Source organism: Vibrio gangliei, assembly GCF_026001925.1.
GTDB classification, from domain to species: Bacteria; Pseudomonadota; Gammaproteobacteria; order Enterobacterales; family Vibrionaceae; genus Vibrio; species Vibrio gangliei.
In genome coordinates this window covers 1,115,784-1,134,513 of sequence record NZ_AP021869.1, presented here as the reverse complement: position 1 = coordinate 1,134,513, position 18,730 = coordinate 1,115,784, and the positions used below count along the sequence as shown (strand labels likewise).

Annotated in this window: 16 protein-coding genes; 8 read left to right on the top strand and 8 right to left on the bottom strand. The window is 43.2% G+C overall.

Annotation, left to right across the window (positions count from 1 at the left end; genetic code table 11):
- The first annotated feature begins 43 nt into the window (after nucleotides 1-43).
- Nucleotides 44-253: a hypothetical protein gene (locus Vgang_RS05160; protein ID WP_105902739.1), complete on the top strand. Its 210-nt coding sequence runs from the start codon at nucleotides 44-46 to the stop codon at nucleotides 251-253.
- Between the two features lie 86 nt (nucleotides 254-339).
- Here Vgang_RS05160 and Vgang_RS05155 read toward each other — a convergent pair whose 3' ends face one another.
- Nucleotides 340-603, bottom strand: a complete 264-nt coding sequence (locus tag Vgang_RS05155; RefSeq protein WP_105902740.1) for a DUF1289 domain-containing protein — start codon at nucleotides 601-603, stop codon at nucleotides 340-342.
- A gap of 149 nt (nucleotides 604-752) precedes the next feature.
- Here Vgang_RS05155 and Vgang_RS05150 point away from each other — a divergent pair, with 149 nt between their 5' ends.
- Both Vgang_RS05150 and Vgang_RS05145 read left to right on the top strand, forming a co-directional pair.
- Nucleotides 753-1,202 (top strand): META domain-containing protein, encoded by a 450-nt coding sequence (locus Vgang_RS05150; RefSeq protein ID WP_211294076.1) that lies wholly within the window; start codon nucleotides 753-755, stop codon nucleotides 1,200-1,202.
- A gap of 165 nt (nucleotides 1,203-1,367) precedes the next feature.
- Nucleotides 1,368-2,159, top strand: coding sequence for a hypothetical protein (locus tag Vgang_RS05145; protein ID WP_105902742.1), 792 nt, complete (start codon nucleotides 1,368-1,370; stop codon nucleotides 2,157-2,159).
- Nucleotides 2,160-2,214: 55 nt separating this feature from the next.
- Here the strand turns inward: Vgang_RS05145 and metE are convergent, their stop codons facing one another.
- A complete protein-coding gene (metE, locus tag Vgang_RS05140) occupies nucleotides 2,215-4,560 on the bottom strand; it encodes a 5-methyltetrahydropteroyltriglutamate--homocysteine S-methyltransferase (RefSeq protein WP_105902743.1) in 2,346 nt (781 codons plus the stop codon).
- Between the two features lie 225 nt (nucleotides 4,561-4,785).
- Between metE and metR the strand changes: the two genes are divergently transcribed.
- Complete coding sequence (gene metR, locus Vgang_RS05135; protein ID WP_105902744.1) at nucleotides 4,786-5,697, top strand: HTH-type transcriptional regulator MetR; 912 nt, start codon at nucleotides 4,786-4,788, stop codon at nucleotides 5,695-5,697.
- A gap of 90 nt (nucleotides 5,698-5,787) precedes the next feature.
- Here the strand turns inward: metR and Vgang_RS05130 are convergent, their stop codons facing one another.
- From Vgang_RS05130 to elbB, 3 genes are all read right to left on the bottom strand, one after another.
- A complete protein-coding gene (locus Vgang_RS05130) occupies nucleotides 5,788-5,982 on the bottom strand; it encodes a DUF4250 domain-containing protein (protein WP_105902745.1) in 195 nt (64 codons plus the stop codon).
- Nucleotides 5,983-6,078: 96 nt separating this feature from the next.
- A complete protein-coding gene (locus Vgang_RS05125; protein ID WP_105902746.1) occupies nucleotides 6,079-6,753 on the bottom strand; it encodes a hypothetical protein in 675 nt (224 codons plus the stop codon).
- A 154-nt stretch (nucleotides 6,754-6,907) separates the two neighbouring features.
- The gene (gene elbB, locus Vgang_RS05120; RefSeq protein ID WP_105902747.1) at nucleotides 6,908-7,558 is read right to left on the bottom strand and encodes an isoprenoid biosynthesis glyoxalase ElbB; all 651 of its coding nucleotides are present in this window, start codon (nucleotides 7,556-7,558) and stop codon (nucleotides 6,908-6,910) included.
- Nucleotides 7,559-7,688: 130 nt separating this feature from the next.
- Between elbB and Vgang_RS05115 the strand changes: the two genes are divergently transcribed.
- On the top strand, nucleotides 7,689-10,022 hold the full coding sequence (locus Vgang_RS05115) for a YgiQ family radical SAM protein (protein ID WP_105902748.1): 2,334 nt from the start codon (nucleotides 7,689-7,691) through the stop codon (nucleotides 10,020-10,022).
- A gap of 247 nt (nucleotides 10,023-10,269) precedes the next feature.
- The gene (locus tag Vgang_RS05110; protein WP_105902749.1) at nucleotides 10,270-11,190 is read left to right on the top strand and encodes a 1-aminocyclopropane-1-carboxylate deaminase/D-cysteine desulfhydrase; all 921 of its coding nucleotides are present in this window, start codon (nucleotides 10,270-10,272) and stop codon (nucleotides 11,188-11,190) included.
- A 172-nt stretch (nucleotides 11,191-11,362) separates the two neighbouring features.
- On the opposite strand, the gene speB is transcribed toward Vgang_RS05110, so the two are convergent.
- Nucleotides 11,363-12,298, bottom strand: a complete 936-nt coding sequence (speB, locus tag Vgang_RS05105) for an agmatinase (protein WP_105902750.1) — start codon at nucleotides 12,296-12,298, stop codon at nucleotides 11,363-11,365.
- An 85-nt stretch (nucleotides 12,299-12,383) separates the two neighbouring features.
- The gene (speA, locus tag Vgang_RS05100; RefSeq protein WP_105902751.1) at nucleotides 12,384-14,297 is read right to left on the bottom strand and encodes an arginine decarboxylase; all 1,914 of its coding nucleotides are present in this window, start codon (nucleotides 14,295-14,297) and stop codon (nucleotides 12,384-12,386) included.
- Nucleotides 14,298-14,551: 254 nt separating this feature from the next.
- Here speA and Vgang_RS05095 point away from each other — a divergent pair, with 254 nt between their 5' ends.
- Together Vgang_RS05095 and Vgang_RS05090 are read left to right on the top strand one after the other, a co-directional pair.
- Nucleotides 14,552-16,240, top strand: a complete 1,689-nt coding sequence (locus Vgang_RS05095) for a mechanosensitive ion channel family protein (protein WP_105902752.1) — start codon at nucleotides 14,552-14,554, stop codon at nucleotides 16,238-16,240.
- A 159-nt stretch (nucleotides 16,241-16,399) separates the two neighbouring features.
- Entirely contained in the window at nucleotides 16,400-17,890 is a 1,491-nt protein-coding gene (locus Vgang_RS05090) for a diguanylate cyclase domain-containing protein (protein WP_105902753.1), read from the top strand.
- A gap of 5 nt (nucleotides 17,891-17,895) precedes the next feature.
- Here Vgang_RS05090 and Vgang_RS05085 read toward each other — a convergent pair whose 3' ends face one another.
- Nucleotides 17,896-18,726, bottom strand: a complete 831-nt coding sequence (locus Vgang_RS05085; protein ID WP_157946033.1) for an alpha/beta hydrolase — start codon at nucleotides 18,724-18,726, stop codon at nucleotides 17,896-17,898.
- Nucleotides 18,727-18,730: the final 4 nt, after the last annotated feature.

The window sequence follows — 18,730 nt, the reverse complement described above, 5'->3', positions numbered from 1 at the left end:
AAAGATTACGTTGTACCTATCAACCATAAACAAGGAGATCCTTATGGCATCTTTAGATAGCAAATACGTTAACTTTAGCGAAGACCACGAACTCAATAACTGCCTACGTCATGCTGGGTTACGCCAAACAGCAGATAACCGCAAAAAACTGCAAGCATTAGGGGCTGAAACAAAGGCAAGGTTAGATAAAAAACGCCTCAGTCATGATGACTTATATGGCGCGATTGATATGTGTAAAAGTGATTTTGATTAAATCATTCCGTTTTTCGTGATACCGAAAACAATACAGTGGCGTTAGACTCTTCAACGCCACTTTTAAAAACCACTATTTACCTCTCATTAAAACAAATTCGTTTGAGGTGAATCATCTTTGCTTTCATCAATATGTTGAGTCGGGATTTGTTGTTGGCGCAAGGCTAAGCGTTTACGGTAATAACGCTGCTTACATAAGCGAATAATGTCACGCTGTTGAGCTGGCGTATAATTCAGCCAATTAAAGCGCTCTTCGCGTTTGCGCATACAACCTTTACAGTATCCTTTTTCATCGACAGTGCACACACCTACACAAGGGCTAGGTACAGTAAAAAACTCTAATTGTTCCATACGCCCTCCCGACTATAAAACGTTATAAATATGTTACACGCCATACGAAAATAGCGGAATCCACCACAATACGTCAAGAAATGTAAACATTTAAACTTTTATCAATCACTTCAATCTAATCTTTTGTTAATATTAGAACAAATACACCCATGGAGTTATTTATGAAAAAGCTGATCACAGCATTAAGCGTCCCTCTTTTACTTGCAGCTTGTTCTTCAACGGACAAAGCCGACTTCGTTAAACCAGCTGATTTACAGCATCATCATTGGGTTTTATCTCAAATTGACGGTGACGATGTGGCTAAAGGAGCTAACGGTTCTCAACCTGATCTTGAAATCGGTGAAAACATGATGTCTCACGGCAACGCGGGTTGTAATGGCTTCCACGGTAAAGCGGAAATTAACCCTGAAACGGGCCAATTCCGTATTGATAAAATGGCCATGACGATGAAAATGTGTATTGGCGACGCAATGAACACTGAAAGAGCGGTAGCAAGTACATTGTCCGCTTGGAGTAAAATTGACTTACAAAAAGACACACTCATACTTTCTAACGATCAACATACGCTAACTTACACATTACGTGATTGGGTTAATTAATCACGGAATGTTGAGTTAGAACAAGAACTGGATAAGCCCCAATCGCAAAATTTTTTGATTTGGTTGGGGTTTATACCCAACACATTATCCGTTGTCCTTTTGGGTATATTTCGCCTTTAAATAAGAAGTGTTGTAGCATAGCGCTAATTCAAATGGAGTTTGACTGTGCTGAAATCTGCCTTAATTATCTTACTGTTTTTTATCTCATTTTCTACTCAGGCTTGCCAAATCATTCCGTCTAATGTGAAGGATGAATACTATATTGGTGAGAACTGCGCACTTTTTCCTTTAGGCGCAGATAATGCCAACATTAATTCCTCAACCGCTTACTTTGTGCAATACCTTTACGCCAATAGTTTTCGTCTTTATGTCGATCTTAAAGGCGATATGCAAAACAAAATCACCTTCCCCGTTGCCAATCAACCCTACAATCATGGCTATCGGATGATGGTCGGGCCGCTGACACTCGATGACGCTAAATACGTGCTCACCTTAGTAAAAAAGATGAATTATAGCGATGCATTGATAAAGTCTTACACCCCGGAAAAGGAACCGACCTCAATCGCACTACCCGCTGAAGAAGAGCAACAAACTCAAGAAGAGAGCGAGTTAATATATCCGACCATGACACCCGTCTACTCTCTAGGTGCTTATACTGCCCTGTTACCAACCTATGATGATCAATACCAAGGGAAAATCACTCGTTATAACGATAGAAACCTTGGAAGCTTTACTTACCGTCAAGCCAAGGCAGTCTGTCAGGCGGCGAAAAGTCGAATTGCCAATGAGCAGGAATACAACATCATCTTGTCTAATATGAATTTTATGATGAAGTATGCGGTTAAATCTCAGTTTTGGCTAAACCGCTCTGAAACCGTGACCCGAATTCAAAACCACATTGCCGCCCGCAAACAAAGCCCAAACGCCTACTTTAATGTTATCTGTATTACCAAATAACCGACATTACAGATAACAAAAAAGCCAGAGTAGAATCTGGCTTTCGTTCAGCGATTTACTCCTGATATTGCTTTCTCAATGCTTTCGCCGCTTCCACCATGTTATGTAATGAGGCTTCTGTTTCTGCCCAACTACGCGTTTTTAAGCCACAATCTGGGTTCACCCACAATCGCTCGGTTGGAATTTTCTTCGCAGCCGTTTCGAGTAAACCCGTTATCCATTCTTGTGTTGGAATATTCGGAGAATGAATATCATACACGCCAGGCCCTATTTCATTCGGGTAGTCAAACTCTTCAAATGCTTTGAGTAATTCCATATTTGAACGTGAGGTTTCAATCGTGATCACATCCGCATCCAGTGCGGCTACTGAATCAATGATCTCATTGAACTCGCTGTAACACATATGAGTATGAATTTGAGTTTCAGGCTTGGCAATGGCTGCCGATACTTTAAACGCTTGCACCGCCCAGTCTAAATAAGCTTGATGATCTCGTTTCTTCAATGGCAAACCTTCACGAATAGCAGGTTCATCAATTTGAATAATATTAATGCCCGCTTTTTGTAGGTCATCGACTTCATCACGTAAGGCAAACGCCAATTGCTGAGCGATTTGTTGACGTGAAATATCTTCACGAGGGAATGTCCAACATAAAATCGTGATTGGCCCAGTTAACATGCCTTTCATTTGTTTTGATGTTAATGATTGTGCATACACAGACCAATCGACTGTAATTGGCTTTTCACGCTCAATATCTGCCACGACAATCGCTGGTTTAACACAACGAGAGCCATAACTTTGCACCCAGCCAAAGCGGGTGACTTGAAAGCCTGCTAAGTTTTCCGCGAAATACTCCACCATGTCATTTCGTTCAGCTTCCCCATGGACTAACACATCAAGATCGAGCGCTTCTTGGCGTTGAATCGCATCTTGAATGTGTTCTCTTAATGCTTGCACATAATCGGCCTCACTCAGTTGGCCACTGCGATAAGCACTGCGTTGCTGACGAATATCGGCTGTCTGAGGGAAGGAGCCAATTGTTGTTGTGGGCAGCAGTGGTAACCCTAACACTTCGGCTTGATGGTGAGCCCGCTCAATAAAAGGCGCGATGCGCTCGGCTAAATCAGTGGTGAAAGATTGCAAACGAGCTTGTACACTCGGTTTATTCACATGCGTAGCACTCAAACGCGCTTTAATTGGTTGGCTATAACTTTGGCAAGCTTCGATCGCATGTCCATTGCCGTCTAACGCTGCGCCCAGCAAACTGACTTCGTTGAGTTTTTGTTTGGCAAACGCAAACCAGCTTTTTACCTCTTGGCTTAATTCTGTTTCAAGCTCAAGATCCATTGGGCTATGCAGCAATGAACAAGAACTGGCGATCCATAACTTATCACCACGCTGTACTTTAATTGGCTGCAACTTTTCAAGCCATGATTGTAGATCGGCACGCCAAACATTACGGCCATTAATCACTCCAAGTGACAACACCCAATCTTGTGGTACAGCTTGGTTTACAACCTGTAATTGTTCCGCCGCTGCGGATAAATCAATATGTAAACCATCGACTGGTAATTCAACGATTTTGGCAAGATTATCTTCGACCGAGTCAAAATAAGTGGTCAGCAGTAATTTCACATCACCGGCTAGAATTTGATAGGCCAATTTAAACGCATTTGCCCATTTATCTTCTAACTCTAGGCTTAAAATCGGCTCATCAATTTGAACCCACTCTACCCCTAAAGCCGCTAACTTACCTAAAATCGCCTGGTAAGCAGGCAGTAAACGTGCGAGTAATGATAAACGATCAAATCCATTATCAACTTCTTCAGGGTTTACTTCTTTGCCTAGATATAAGTAACTTAGAGGCCCAAGTAAGACAGGTTTTACATTGTGTCCCGCTTGTAGCGCTTGGCTTACTTCATCAAATAACTGCGGCCAGCTCACTTGAAAACGATCATCTTGGCTAAACTCTGGCACGATATAGTGATAGTTAGTGTTAAACCATTTGGTCATGTCCGATGCAGCAGCGTCGCTATTTTCAGCTGGGTTTCTACAACCACAATCTAATGTCGGATCATTTACTGACTGACCGCGAGCGACTTTAAACAAGGTATCTAAATCTGGAAAACCACCATTAGAATGACGGGCTGGAACATGACCCACTAACAAACTGGTGGTAAGCACATGGTCATACCAAGCAAAGTCACCCGCCGTAACATAGCTAAGCCCACTTACGGCTTGATCATTCCAATGCCTGTGGCGTAATTGTGAACCGACTTGCTTCAGTTTATTTTGTGATATTTCCCCTTTCCAATATTTTTCTTGCGCAAACTTCAATTCACGTTTCTCACCAATGCGAGGATAACCAAGAATATGAGTCGTTGTTTTAGCCTGTTGTGTCATACCATCCCTACCTTAATTAAAATTCAGTTATATCCTTCTGGATGGCTAAATAATCACGCCTTGATTCAACACTAGCAATGTCTATTCATTCACATTGATTATGAAATTATTTCAATCAAATAAAGTTAACCATTAAAAATAGACGTCTAGACGTTTACAAAATGGATTTTCAGGCGTAGTTTATGAAGAAATCTAAAGGAAAATTTTTCATCATGAGGGTGAATAATGATAGAGATAAAGCATTTAAGGACAATGAGCGTATTACGTGATACGGGGTCACTGACGGCGACCGCCACATCATTGCATCTCACTCAATCGGCATTATCACACCAGTTAAAAGAGCTTGAGTCTCGCATTGGTGGCAAGCTGTTTTTACGAAAAACTCGCCCAATTAAGTTCACACAAGAAGGTGAAATCTTACTTCGTTTAGCCGATGATATATTGCCTAAAATTGCTAGAGCCGAAAATGACATTGCGAGCTTAAAAGAAGATGTGAATGGACGTTTGCACATGGCAATCGAATGTCACTCATGCTTTCAATGGTTAATGCCTGCGCTCAAGGAATACCAAATCGCTTGGCCGAGCGTGACCCTCGACTTCTCATCAGGCTTTGGCTTTGAACCACTTCCCGCACTGGTTGGCGGTGAGCTAGATTTAGTGATTACGTCGGATATTCAGCCTCGCTCTGAAGTTCATTATGAACCCCTCTTTGATTTTGAAATGCGTTTAATCACCGCGACCAATCACCCATTAGCTGAAAAAGAATGTATAGAGCCACAAGATTTGGCCACACAGACCATGTTGTCTTACCCGGTGCAAAAGCAACGTTTAGATGTGGTGAAACACTTCTTACAACCCGCCGGCATTGAACCAGCCAAGTGGAAACAAGCAGATAATACCTTGATGCTGGTACAAATGGTGTCAGCCGGATTAGGCGTTGCAGCCCTGCCCAACTGGGCCATCAGTGAGTTTTCACGCCAAGGATTAATTACCAGTAAACCGTTAGGAAAAGGCTTATGGCGACGACTATTTGCAGCAACAAGGCACGCAGAAAAAGATAAGCGTTATTTACAAGCGTTCTTTAGCACCGCCAAGCAGCAGTGCCAAAGTCATTTAGAAGGGATAAAGATAGTATAACCGTGGCTCGTTGCTAGAGCGTTTCACTTCTCGTTGCTAGAGACTGGATCTTTTCGAGTCACGAGTAACGAGCTTCCGAGCCCCGTTAACTCACCTTGCCTTGAACTGATTGGTCAACGGATCATATTGATAACCAAGCACATCCAGTTTACCGACCAGATCTTCGACATCCATTTCATACATGGTGACGAGTTCATCAAAGCTGTCGCATTCCAGTCTGAGCTTTTCGTTGACGATACCGAGTAAGATGACGCTATCCCAACGTTTGATATTACTTAAATCCATCCATCTACTCCTTTCCAAGAAATCCTTTAATAAGAGTAGAACGAGTTTCCGTGAATTTCTGTGATGAAGGGTAAAAAGTTCTTACCCAACTAGCGACTAAAATAAAAGAGACGCAAAGCCTACCATGGCAACAATGGTAAAGCTAAAGCCCATGGCCGGCTTCCATTTAGTGATGGTTTGCTGAGTGAAAATATGCCAAGTAGAACCAACCATGCCCAATAAAATCAAAGCAAAACACGCCACCAACCACCACACGATTTGATGCAAATAATTTAAGCTGTAATGTTGAGTCTGCCACAACACCGCAAGGCTGATCAGCATCGCGCCTATAATGCCAGCAACAGGCAGTAAACGATGAAATGCTTGTAAGCGAGTACGAGCAAAGGTCAGCAAAATATGGCTGAGTCCTGCCCCTAAGAACAAAATGCTAAATAAAATGAATAATGCCTGCGGTCGCTCACTACCAAGGATAAAGAAAATATTGAATGCGGCAGCTATACCTAGTGCTATTTTAAGCAACCAGGTTGGGCCTGAATCACGGGTTTTACTCACTTTAACTTGTGAAAAGAACGCTAAGATCAACACTCCAATAAGCGCTAGTTTCCAATATAAAGGGCTGATAGCTAACCATAACAACGCAATCACTGGCAATTGTTTATGAATACGGCCTCGCTGCCCCGGACAAATCTCGCCTTTTAACAACACCATTAATAAAACAAATTGCGCACCAAGTAGCATCGGCGGAATAACATTAAGTAAGTAGGAATACATGAGCATGACACATAAATTGACAAAGAAAAGAGGCGCATATTCTAGCAAATGCTCACGCCAAAATCTTGGATTACTGATCCGATTCACTTTCCTAAAAAACAAAACCCAACATAAGTCGGGTTTTGTTGAATCAAAGTACGGCAATAGAAGCTGTTTATATTGCTTCACATACCTTAGCAACTAACTTATCAATGCCTGATTTCGCTTGGATGATATTTTCAGCCAGCATATAAGCCGGAGTGGTGACCACCTTATATTTGTCATCAAACACTACCTGATCGACTTTAGCTTCAATATGTTCTCCGCCCATAGACGTAATGGCACCGGCCACATCGGCGTCATGCCCAATGGTACACTTCACCCCTTCAAACACTTTTGGTAAGAGAACAGGCGCAATACACATGTAACCGCCGATTTTCCCTGCCCCGTAAAACGCTTTCATGGTTTTACTTACGCACGGCAGCACATCTAACTCCGCCCCTTTAAACGCAAATGAAGAAAGGTTTTTTGCCACCCCAAAACCACCGGTCATAATTAGCCCGTCAAATTGGTTAACGTCTAATTCCGCAATATCTTTCACATTACCACGTACAATACGCGCCGCTTCTTGCAACACATTCCTTGTTTGTTGTTGCTCATCACCTGACAAATGGTTAAGTACATGAGTTTGCTCAATATCAGGGGCAAAACATTGATACTGAACCCCTTGTTGCTCCAGTGCTAACAAGGTCAACACCACTTCGTTAATTTCCGAACCATCAAAAACGCCGCATCCGGCTAAGATTACAGCAACTTGTTTCGACATGAAAACTCCTTGGCTAACGGTTTAAACCCCTATAATTATAAAGCTATGAGAGAAAAAATAGTTCCTTTTTATCCTAGTCGATCTTGTTTGATATCTGTATACTTTGGCATCCCAAATTTGAGGTGAATTTATGTACAGCGACATCCAACTTACTAGCAAGCCAACGCCTATCAACCAATATCCAAAATATTGGGCAGAGTGTTTTGGCCCTGCGCCATTCCTACCCACCAGCCGTAAAGAAATGGATGCGCTCGGTTGGGACAGTTGTGATGTCATCATCGTCACTGGTGATGCTTACGTCGACCACCCAAGTTTTGGTATGGCCATCATCGGGCGTTTATTAGAAGCGCAAGGTTTCCGTGTTGGCATTATTGCGCAGCCAAAATGGGACAATAAAGACGATTTCATGAAGCTAGGTAAACCGAATCTATTCTTCGGCATTACCTCGGGCAATATGGATTCAATGATTAACCGCTATACCGCGGATAAAAAATTGCGTCATGACGATGCTTACACGCCCAACAATGAAGGCGGAAAGCGCCCAGATCGTGCCACATTAGTGTATTCGCAGCGTTGTCGTGAAGCCTATAAAGAAACGCCAATTGTACTAGGCGGTATTGAAGCCAGTCTGCGTCGTATTGCCCATTACGATTATTGGTCTGACAAAGTTCGTCGCTCAGTTTTATTCGATGCCAAAGCGGACATTTTATTATTTGGTAACGCTGAACGTGCTTTGGTTGAAGTGGCCCATCGCCTTGCCAACCAAGAATCAATCAGTGACATGACTAACATTCGTGGCACGGCGGTTAATCTACCTGCTGTACCTGAAGGCTATACCGTGATTGATTCTTCTCGTATTGAAAAGCCAAGCAAAGCGGTCTTTGTGCCGATTAATCCGTATGAAGTGGAAAGCAACTGCGAGACACAATCAAAAGATCAACAAGCAGAAAATGCCGCCAACAACGCAGCGCAAGCGATTAAAATTCAACCGGCGTCTATCAAGCTTGAACGTAAGCCTCGCCACGATGCAAAACATACCGCGGTGCGTTTGCCTCCTTTTGAAAAACTCAGCAATGACCGAATTTTATATGCCCACGCTAGCCGTGTAATGCATTTGGAAACCAACCCATATTCTGGCCGTGCTTTGATCCAAAAACATGGTGACCGTGAATTATGGGTTAACCAAGCCCCGATTCCACTTTCAACAGAAGAAATGGATTTTGTGTTCGGTTTGCCTTATGCACGTCGTCCACACCCTATGTATGGCAAAGCCAAAATTCCAGCTTACGACATGATCAAAACATCGGTGAATATCATGCGAGGCTGCTTTGGTGGTTGTTCATTCTGTTCAATAACCGAGCATGAAGGTCGTATTATTCAAAACCGTTCACAAGAATCGATTTTGAATGAGTTAGAAGAAATTCGCGACAAAGTACCTGGTTTTACCGGCACCATCTCCGATCTTGGTGGCCCAACCGCTAACATGTACCGTTTAGGTTGTTCCGATCCAAAAGCCGAAGCCAACTGTCGCCGCCCATCGTGTGTATTCCCGGGTATCTGTAACAAGCTCGACACCGATCATCGCCACACAATCGATTTATACCGCGCGGCGCGTAAAGTTCCAGGCATCAAAAAAGTGATGATTGCCTCTGGCGTGCGTTACGACCTGGCAATTGAATCCCCTGAATATGTCAAAGAACTGGTAACACACCATGTTGGAGGCTATTTGAAGATTGCGCCAGAACATACAGAAAAAGGCCCATTGGATAAAATGATGAAGCCGGGCATGGGCACGTATGACAAGTTCAAGCAAATGTTTGAAAAATACAGCGCAGAAGCAGGTAAAAAACAATATTTAATTCCGTACTTCATTTCTGCTCACCCTGGTACAGAAGATGAAGACATGCTGAATTTGGCGCTATGGTTAAAATCAAACAATTTTGAATGTGATCAGGTACAAAACTTCTACCCATCACCAATGTGTAATGCGACTTCCATGTATTACTCAGAAACCAACCCGTTGAAACGTGTAAAGTATAAACAGCGTGAAAATGTGCCAGTGGCAAAAGGTGAACGTCAACGCCGTCTACATAAAGCGTTATTACGTTATCACGATCCAGCTAACTGGCCATTAATCCGTGAAGCCTTGATCAATATGGGTAAGAAACATTTAATTGGTGATAAGCCCAGCTGTTTAGTGCCAGCAGAAAATGCGGTTGATACCCTAATGCCTGCACAACGTCGTAAATCTGGCCGTCATGGTGCCAACCGCTTTGCGACCAAACATACTGGCGCAAAAGGTCAACCAGGCTTAGGTGGTGAACGCCCGCAAGGTAATCGTTCTAACGGAAATGGTAATAAAAAACCGGCTGGAGCGAACCGTAAACCTGCTGGGCAAAGTAATAAGCCAGGTGGTTTTAAAGGTAAGCCGAAAGGTAAACCGGCGGGTAGTCGTGCACGATAATTGTGGAGCGTAACGCGTACTTCGGGCGCTACGCTTCTCGTTGCTTGGAAAATATAAAGCACTGTTTGAGTGACGAGCCTCGAGAAACGAAGAGCCCAAGTAAACAGCGTCATCCTGAACAAGTGAGGCACGAACGCGATTCAGGATCTCCCACAATACGTGGCTCACTCAATTGAGTCTCAACACGCTGTAGGAGATCCCGTATCTTCACTCGCTTCGCTCACTGTACGGGATGACAGAGATCAAAATGAAACTAGCCGATACCCCTGTAACGCAACATTCCTTCAACGGTCATCCTTTTTATCTCAAACGGGATGACCTGCTTCACCCTGAGTTTTCCGGCAATAAAGCGCGTAAATTCATGGCGTTATTAGAGGGTGATTTTCCCAACGTTACTACACTCATTGGCTATGGTTCTCAGCAAGCTAACTCGCTTTATAGCCTTGCTGCATTAGCGAAATTAAAAGGCTGGCAACTGGAGTTTTATGTGTCACATGTTCCAAGTTGGCTAAAACACAATCCGGTGGGCAATTATCAAGCTGCGCTCAATCTTGGTGCGAATATCATTGATATGGCATCGATAGGTCACGATCTTCACCCTAATGACTATATTCAATCGATTAGAAAACCCGATGAAACGTGCTTGAGCGTACCGGAAGGTGGACGTAGTGCTATTGCCGAAATGGGTATTAAGCAACTGGCACAAGAAATTCTCGACTGGTATCAACAACAACAGCTGAAAAGCCTGACTGTCGCCCTACCGTCTGGCACAGGCACCACCGCGTTTTTTTTAAATAAATACCTTGCCCCGCATAACATTGAAGTGCTGACTTGCGCGTGCGTCGGTGGCAAAGACTATTTGATCGAGCAATTTGATGAGCTCGTGCCAAAGTTAAATTCAAGCGATGAACATCCAACGGTATTACACACATACTTAAAACCTAAGCATCATTTTGGCAAGCTCTACCCTGCCGATTATCAAATTTGGTTGGAACTCAGCCTGCAAACCGGTGTGGAATTTGATCTACTTTACGACCCATACATGTGGCAATGTTTACAGCCTTGGCTAGAGGAAAACCCCAACAAGCCGCTGATGTATATCCATCAAGGCGGCTTGTTGGGTAATGTGAGTATGGAAAAGCGATATAAGAGAAAGATTGAAGCGTGAGCCGAGAGCGCTTCTTGTTGCGAGCCGTTAAGGTTTCGCTTTAACAAACGTTAGTCTAATAAAGATCGAGCTTCGTATCTCGTGACTCCTTTCTCGTTTCTCGTTTCTCGAACGCATCTTTTTCTATCTTTTCCTAGAAACTAGCAGCGAAGCGCCCGAAAACCGAGAATCGTTATCCTAGCTTGTTCTGCTGTGTCCACAAATACAACAAATCTAACGCAATCGTCGCACCAGCCAGAGCAGTAATATCACTTTGATCGTAAGCCGGTGACACTTCCACCACATCCATGCCAACTAAATTGATATCTTGCAAGCTGCGGATGATTTTCAGCACTTTATCTGAAGTCATGCCACCACATACTGGTGTGCCTGTGCCCGGTGCAAATGCTGGATCTAAACAGTCAATATCAAAAGTTAAATAAACCGGCTTATCGCCGACAATCGCTTTAATTCGCTTCACGATGTCATTAGCAGACAAGTCATTGGCTTCCATGGCATTAATGACGTTAAAACCGTGCCCTTGTTGTTTATACTCGGTACGAATACCAATTTGCACGGAATGCTCACGCGAGATCAGCCCTTCTTTGGGCGCATGATAAAACATGGTGCCATGATCGTAGCGACTGCCATTACTGTAAGTATCAGTGTGCGCATCAAAATGAATGAGTGCCATTTCGCCGTATTTTTTGGCATGCGCGCGCAACAACGGCAAAGTCACGAAGTGATCGCCCCCTAAACTTAACAAGGTTTTACCACTGTCGAGAATCTCTGTTGCGGCTGCTTCCAAACGTTGAGTTAAGTCTTCCGCATCGCCGCAATCAAACACCAAATCACCGGCATCGACAACGTTAGTGTGTTTGAACAAATTGAAATTCCACGGAAATTTCTTGCTTTCCCACGCTAAATTCACAGAAGCGCGACGAATCGCATCCGGCCCCATGCGCGCGCCAGAACGCCCCGACGTTGCCATATCAAACGGCACACCTAACACCACCACATCCGCTTCTGCTGTCACTGGGTTTTGCACCATAGGACGACGCACAAAGCTCATTGAGTTTGAGTACAGTGAGTAATCTGGTTTGGTAAACAGATCATCAAATTGGCTCATTGTTATTCCTTTCAATACTACAAGATGAAATGGCAGTTTGACTCTTGGTTTAAGCTCAAAACCGCCATCTCAATTTAATAAAAGATTAGATGTCTTCTAAGTACGTGTAACCAGACAAACCCTGCTCTAATTCAGCCAAGATCTGCGCTTGTTCACCATTTTCGACACGACTTGCCACCAATTCACGGTAATTCTGACGAATGTTTTCAACGTCAATATGAACATAACGCAGCATGTCTTCCACGGTGTCACCCTCATTGATAGAGACGATTTCTGGCTCACCTTGCTCATTCACATTGACGACCACAGAGTGGCTATCACCAAACAAGTTGTGCATATCACCAAGGATCTCTTGGTACGCGCCGACTAAGAAAAAGCCCATCATGTACGGCGTATCTTTATCCCAACGAGGAACCGGCAATGTGGTTTCAATGCCTTGACCATCTACGTATTGATCAACGACGCCATCGGAATCACAAGTAATGTCTAACATGACCGCGCGAGTTTGCTCAACTTGGTTCAAATTCGTCAAAGGCATCACTGGGAAGACTTGGTCGATCCCCCACGCATCAGGCAATGATTGGAACAATGAGAAGTTGACGAAGAACTTATCCGCCAAACGCTCATTCAACTCATCCAAAATTGGACGGTGGAAACGGTTCTTATTGTTCAATTGGTTGCGCAATTCATGGCAAATACGCAAGCTCACTTGTTCAGCCCAAGCGCGATGCTGCAAATTAATCACACCGGTCGCAAATTGGCTGTGCGCTTCGGCTAAGTCACTTTGCGTGTCCTTATAGATTTCAATTAATGCACGGTCATCAGTACCTTGCGACAAAATTTCCCAGTTACGCCACATGTTATGCAACAAGGTTGGCGCATCTGGTTGTAGCTCGGTCACTTCTTCCGGCTTATAACTTTCCGTACCAATAACATTGGTGATCAATACCGCGTGGTGCGCCGTCAGTGAACGACCTGATTCTGAGATAATAGTCGGCTCTGGTTGGTTATATAATTGACATATATCTCCAATGGTTGACACGATATTGCGTGCGTATTCTGCTAATCCGTAGTTCATAGAGCTGTGTGATTGGCTACGCGTACCATCGTAGTCCACCGCCAACCCCCCACCAACATCGACGTATTCCAACTGAGCGCCAATATCACGCAATTCACAGTAAAAACGTGCCGCTTCACTCACGCCATTACGCACATCACGAATGTTCGCCATCTGAGAGCCTAAGTGGAAATGCACCAATTGCAGTGTTTCAAGTTGATCCTCTGCCTTTAAACGATTAATCACCGTCAACACTTGGCTAGCGGATAAACCGAATTTTGATTTTTCGCCACCACTCGATTGCCATTTGCCCGCACCTTGTGAAGCCAAGCGAATACGCAAACCCATGCGAGGTGTCACACCTAACGATTTCGCTTCTGACAACACCAGATCAAGCTCAGACAGTTTTTCTAAAACAATGAATACTTTATGGCCAAGTTTTTCACCAATTAATGCCAAGCGAATATATTCACGGTCTTTGTAGCCGTTACATACAATCACAGAGCTGGCTTGTTGCGCCAAGGCTAATACCGCAAGTAGCTCTGGCTTACTGCCGGCTTCTAAGCCAAGTTGCTTTTGCTCAAGCTCTTTTTGGCTGGCTAAAATTTCATCCACCACTTCTTTTTGTTGGTTAACTTTAATTGGGTAGACCAACAAGTAGCGGTTACTGTAGTTGTATTCTTCAATCGCTTGATTAAACGCATCGCACACGTTGTGAACGCGTTGATGCAGGATTTGTGGAAAACGAACCAAAGCAGGCAGCGTTAAATTTCGCGCTTCCATTTGCTTAACAATCGCACTTAATGGCACTTGAATATCTTCTTGGCCCGGGCGCGGTGATACCGTCATTTCCCCAGCATCATTAATACCGTAGAAGCCTTGGCTCCAGTGACGAACGTTGTAGTTGGCTCGAATTTGTTCTAAGTTCAAAGAATTTTCCACATCATTTCCTCTCGTTGAAAAGGGATTTCCATATTTAATCAATAAGTTATCACACTGATTCTGCACCAAGTGTGCGCTAGTTCACGCGCATTAACTTATAAAAGCTGAGCATAGTCCAACGAGAAAATTTTGTGATTAGAATAAATAAATTTACTGTCAAAACGTCAGCAAACCATCAGGACGGTTGCGTTTCATATTGAGTCAGTAATAATGGTAAAGACGAATTAAAACCCACCAACAAAAGTGGTGTAACCATGCGAAAATATTTAAGTTTTTTGCTCATCTGTTTGCTTTCGTTTTCAAGCTTCTCTTTCGCGCAAGAAGATTCAGCCAAGTCAAAACCGACTGAAAAAGTCGAAACCTTAAGCCAGTCTGAAATCACTCAGATCAGTGACAATATGAAAGTGCTGGCAGATAAAGCGAGAACATTAAAAGGCGACCGCTTAGCCATTGTTCAGCTTGAAATCTATAACACCAACGAAAACCTGCGTAAGGTTTTGCGTGCTGCCGTAGAGCAAGATGATCCGGATGTTGAATTTTTAAGCCATCAACTTCAATTACAGACTCAGTATTATCAGTTCTACCTTTCCTATGTCGAAAAAAAGCTCGATACCTTACAAACGGATATTGAACAAGCGAGCAAAGAAGACCGCTTATTAAAGCAGATCCCATTAAATGAACTGCGTATCGCACAAGCCAATTTATATGCTGAGCAATACCAAAACTACGCATGGCTACGAAAGTTGGGTAATGATGTACAAGAGCCGTTGAGCGCCTTTAAAGATAAACTGCAAGAATTAACCCAATTTACTTCCGCTGCGCTCAATTACTCATTAACACACCGTGATTCATTGCAAGGCCAGCTTGAAGGTTTACCGACCGATCAAGCTTCGCAACTCAAACTGGAAATATCCTATCTACAACGCGATATTGATACATACAGTAAAGGCTTATCTCGTTTAGCAGATACGGCTGACTCTCTTGATATTGATACGGTGCAATTTCGCCAAAAACTCTTTGTGGCTACTGGCGATATCACTCACGATATTTTGACTTGGGGCGTGATGAAATCCACCTTGATAAGTTGGTTTACTCAATTTAAAGCTTGGTTCATGAAAAGCAGCCCAAACATGCTACTTAATGTCTTTATGTTTGTGCTGATCATGGCTATTGCACGTGTATTTGCTCAGGTGGTTCACCATATCCTTAAAAAGGCAGTCAAAGCGCCCCACCTCAAACTGAGCAACTTAATGCAGCAGTTTATTTTGTCGATGTCAGTCAAAATCATCTTCTGCGTGGCATTATTGATAGCTTTAGCGCAAGTTGGCTTGGACCTCACACCGGTGATTGCAGGTCTTGGTGTGGCCGGTATTATCATTGGTTTTGCACTGCAAGATACCCTTTCAAACTTTGCATCCGGCATGATGCTGCTGATTTACCGACCTTTCGATGAAGGCGACTGGATTAACGCCGCAGGTGTTGAAGGTACCGTCAATGATGTCAGTTTGGTGAATACCACTATTCGCACTTTTGATAACGAAGTGCTCTTAGTTCCGAACTCTAAGATTTGGATGGAAGTGATCATCAACCGTACTTACGAAAAAGTGCGCCGTGTCGATATGGTCTTCCGCGTTGGCTACAAAGAGTCGGTGCCGAAAGTTGAAAAACTGTTCGAAGACATTCTTGCCGCCGATGAGCGAGTATTAAAAACCCCAGCGCCAATTATTCGAGTCAGCGCATTAGACGATTCTTCAGTCAGATTTATTGTTCGCCCTTGGGTAAGAACCGACGATTATGTGGATGTGTTATGGGATACCACCCGCGAAGTTAAACTACGCTTTGACGAACACGGCATTGTATTCCCATATCCTCAACAAGATGTTCATTTGCACACATCCAATGCGCAAGACTTATCGGTTTCAACCAAAGATAAAGCGGAGTAATACTTCATCTTCCCCGAGCTCAGCCCTTTTGTGCTCGGGGATTCACAAATCTCAACTTATCAGTTAAATATTCAAATATTTTTGATCTCGCCACGTACAAAATAGAGTCAGCATGCTATCCTTTTGCCTCATTAATGCCGCCATGTAAGCCTATTTCCCATGAAGAAAAAGCCGTTATCTATACTGCCAATTGTATTGCTTTCAATTGTAATAGTGATTGCTATCGGATACACAGTCAGCCAATTCTATAACGTAGAAAAACGCTTACACAGCGCCACCGATGCGATCTTTCATAAAGCGGTAGATGCTAGTTACGATATCATTGACACGACCATTAATGAGTCTCTTAAAAACTATCTACATGGTATCGCCTTTTCGACTCAGCAAGTCATTAACGTGACACATGATAAAAAGTTACATCTTGATGAGGTTTTAGTAAAAAAATCACTCGATCAGCTGATTTCAAATACCCACATTGGTGACAGCGGCTATATCTCGATTCTCAATTCAAGCGGCATTTATACTTCTCACCCATATTTACAAAATGAAGATGTCTCTGATTTAGATATCATTCAAAAACAACTTGCCGAACCAGAAACCTTTTTAGAATACCAATGGAAAAATCCAAATGATGAGCAAAGCCGACTAAAGTTTGCGTACTCTATCAAACTCTCTGACGGTTCAGTGATCAGCGCATCAGTTTATAAAGATGAAATGTTGTCTTTAGTCAATAAAGACCTATTGAAAGATAAGCTAAAACGTTACAACTTCGGCGAAACGGGCTACGTATATGTAGTGGATAGCCAAGGCAAGCTGCTTTTACACCCAACCAGTGAAGGTCAATCAATCCATACTCTGATTGGTGACAGCACCTACGCATTCATGAACCAAGTCAAAACCAAACCAGAGGGCTCGTTTACCTATCCTTTAAAACTGTCCAATGGTAAAACAGTTTTAAAAACGGTGGCTTACAAGTACTACCCTTACTTAGATTGGATCATTGCCGCAGGCATATCACAACAAGAATTAAGCCAGCCAACCGATCAGTTATGGCATAGCCTGATTATGGCTGGTATTAGCCTATTACTTGTCATTGCAGGTCTAATTTTAGGTCTGAATTCTCGCCACAAACGCCTCATTATGATCGAGCGAAAAGACTTTCTTACTGGTTTGAATAACCGTCGTAGCTTTATGGAGTCAGCCAGTGATTATGTTAAGAAATCAAACTCAGGCTATTCCGTCATTATTTTTGATATAGATAAATTCAAATCCATTAATGATACCTACGGTCACAATGAAGGTGATAAAGCCATTGTTGCTACCGCTGAAGTGTTAGCTAAGTTTGAATCTGACTATATCTTGGTGTCTCGACACGGCGGTGAAGAATTTGTGATGCTCTTACAAGATATGAATGCATCGCAAGCCTATTTAATGGCAGAAATCATCCGACAAAAAGTGACGCAAATTAATACATTACAAACTCGGTTTACCATCAGTGCTGGGGTATACGAAAGCGTTTACGGCCGCGATAACATCAGTGAAGCCATTTCACATGCCGATCATGCCCTCTATAACGTCAAACAAACTGGACGTAACAAAGTCATCATTTATCAACCCGAGCATGATCAACAGATCTTAAATAAACAGTAATGGAATCACTGACTAGACAAACTCCGCTTCAACCATGTGAAACATAGTGGTATCCACGGCTGAACTTGAGATTCTACCTTTAAGCCAGTCCCATCATCCGTGAGTGAGTTAGCTAACGACATACCATGTGGGCCAGGCTGGAATACGTGCAGTTCATAAGGAATATTGTGTGAATCTAACGCCGCAGCAAACTTCAAGCTATCTGACGAAGGTACTGATTTATCTTCCGTTGTATGAATTAGAAAGGTTGGTGGAGTGTGGCTACCAACGTTTTCACTGCAAGTGACGGTTTTGAGCATTTCAGGATCATCAAACTTTTCACGCAAAATATTTTTTAAGTTCGCTTCAATATCATGCTTCATCCAATCGGTTGTGATGACAGGATAAGCTAAGACAAGCGCGTTCGGCTTGTGCTCCTCGCCTTCAACATTAGCTAACTGCTTAAATTCATCACGGTTCCACAAAGTACCCACACTGGCCGCTAAATGCCCACCAGCAGAAAAGCCTAAAAGCGCGATTTTGTCCGGGTGAATATTGTAGTCCTGTGCATTCTCTCGAACATGTTTAATTACCTGAAAGGCTTCCAACATCGGCTGTGGAAACCCCGCATAGTGTTGAATGGAATAACGCAAAATAAACACGTTGTAGCCTTGCGCTAAAAAAGTAAGCGCCACCGGATCTGACTCTCGCTCAGATAACATTTTATAACCACCACCTGGGAAAATAATCACAGCAGGCAATGACTGTTGATTGGGTAGCTCACTACACTTGGGCTGAATATAACAAGTGAGATTGACACGTTCGTCATCAGAAAAATACACAGTTTGTTGCAGCATAAGT

Coding starts and splice junctions, on each gene's coding strand:
- Vgang_RS05160 (WP_105902739.1), top strand. CDS start 44: ATGGCATCTTTAGATAGCAAATACGTTAACTTTAGCGAAGACCACGAA.
- Vgang_RS05155 (WP_105902740.1), bottom strand. CDS start 603: ATGGAACAATTAGAGTTTTTTACTGTACCTAGCCCTTGTGTAGGTGTG.
- Vgang_RS05150 (WP_211294076.1), top strand. CDS start 753: ATGGAGTTATTTATGAAAAAGCTGATCACAGCATTAAGCGTCCCTCTT.
- metR (WP_105902744.1), top strand. CDS start 4,786: ATGATAGAGATAAAGCATTTAAGGACAATGAGCGTATTACGTGATACG.
- Vgang_RS05115 (WP_105902748.1), top strand. CDS start 7,689: ATGTACAGCGACATCCAACTTACTAGCAAGCCAACGCCTATCAACCAA.
- Vgang_RS05095 (WP_105902752.1), top strand. CDS start 14,552: ATGCGAAAATATTTAAGTTTTTTGCTCATCTGTTTGCTTTCGTTTTCA.
- Vgang_RS05125 (WP_105902746.1), bottom strand. CDS start 6,753: ATGTATTCCTACTTACTTAATGTTATTCCGCCGATGCTACTTGGTGCG.
- elbB (WP_105902747.1), bottom strand. CDS start 7,558: ATGTCGAAACAAGTTGCTGTAATCTTAGCCGGATGCGGCGTTTTTGAT.
- Vgang_RS05110 (WP_105902749.1), top strand. CDS start 10,270: ATGAAACTAGCCGATACCCCTGTAACGCAACATTCCTTCAACGGTCAT.
- metE (WP_105902743.1), bottom strand. CDS start 4,560: ATGACACAACAGGCTAAAACAACGACTCATATTCTTGGTTATCCTCGC.
- Vgang_RS05085 (WP_157946033.1), bottom strand. CDS start 18,726: ATGCTGCAACAAACTGTGTATTTTTCTGATGACGAACGTGTCAATCTC.
- Vgang_RS05130 (WP_105902745.1), bottom strand. CDS start 5,982: ATGGATTTAAGTAATATCAAACGTTGGGATAGCGTCATCTTACTCGGT.
- speB (WP_105902750.1), bottom strand. CDS start 12,298: ATGAGCCAATTTGATGATCTGTTTACCAAACCAGATTACTCACTGTAC.
- Vgang_RS05090 (WP_105902753.1), top strand. CDS start 16,400: ATGAAGAAAAAGCCGTTATCTATACTGCCAATTGTATTGCTTTCAATT.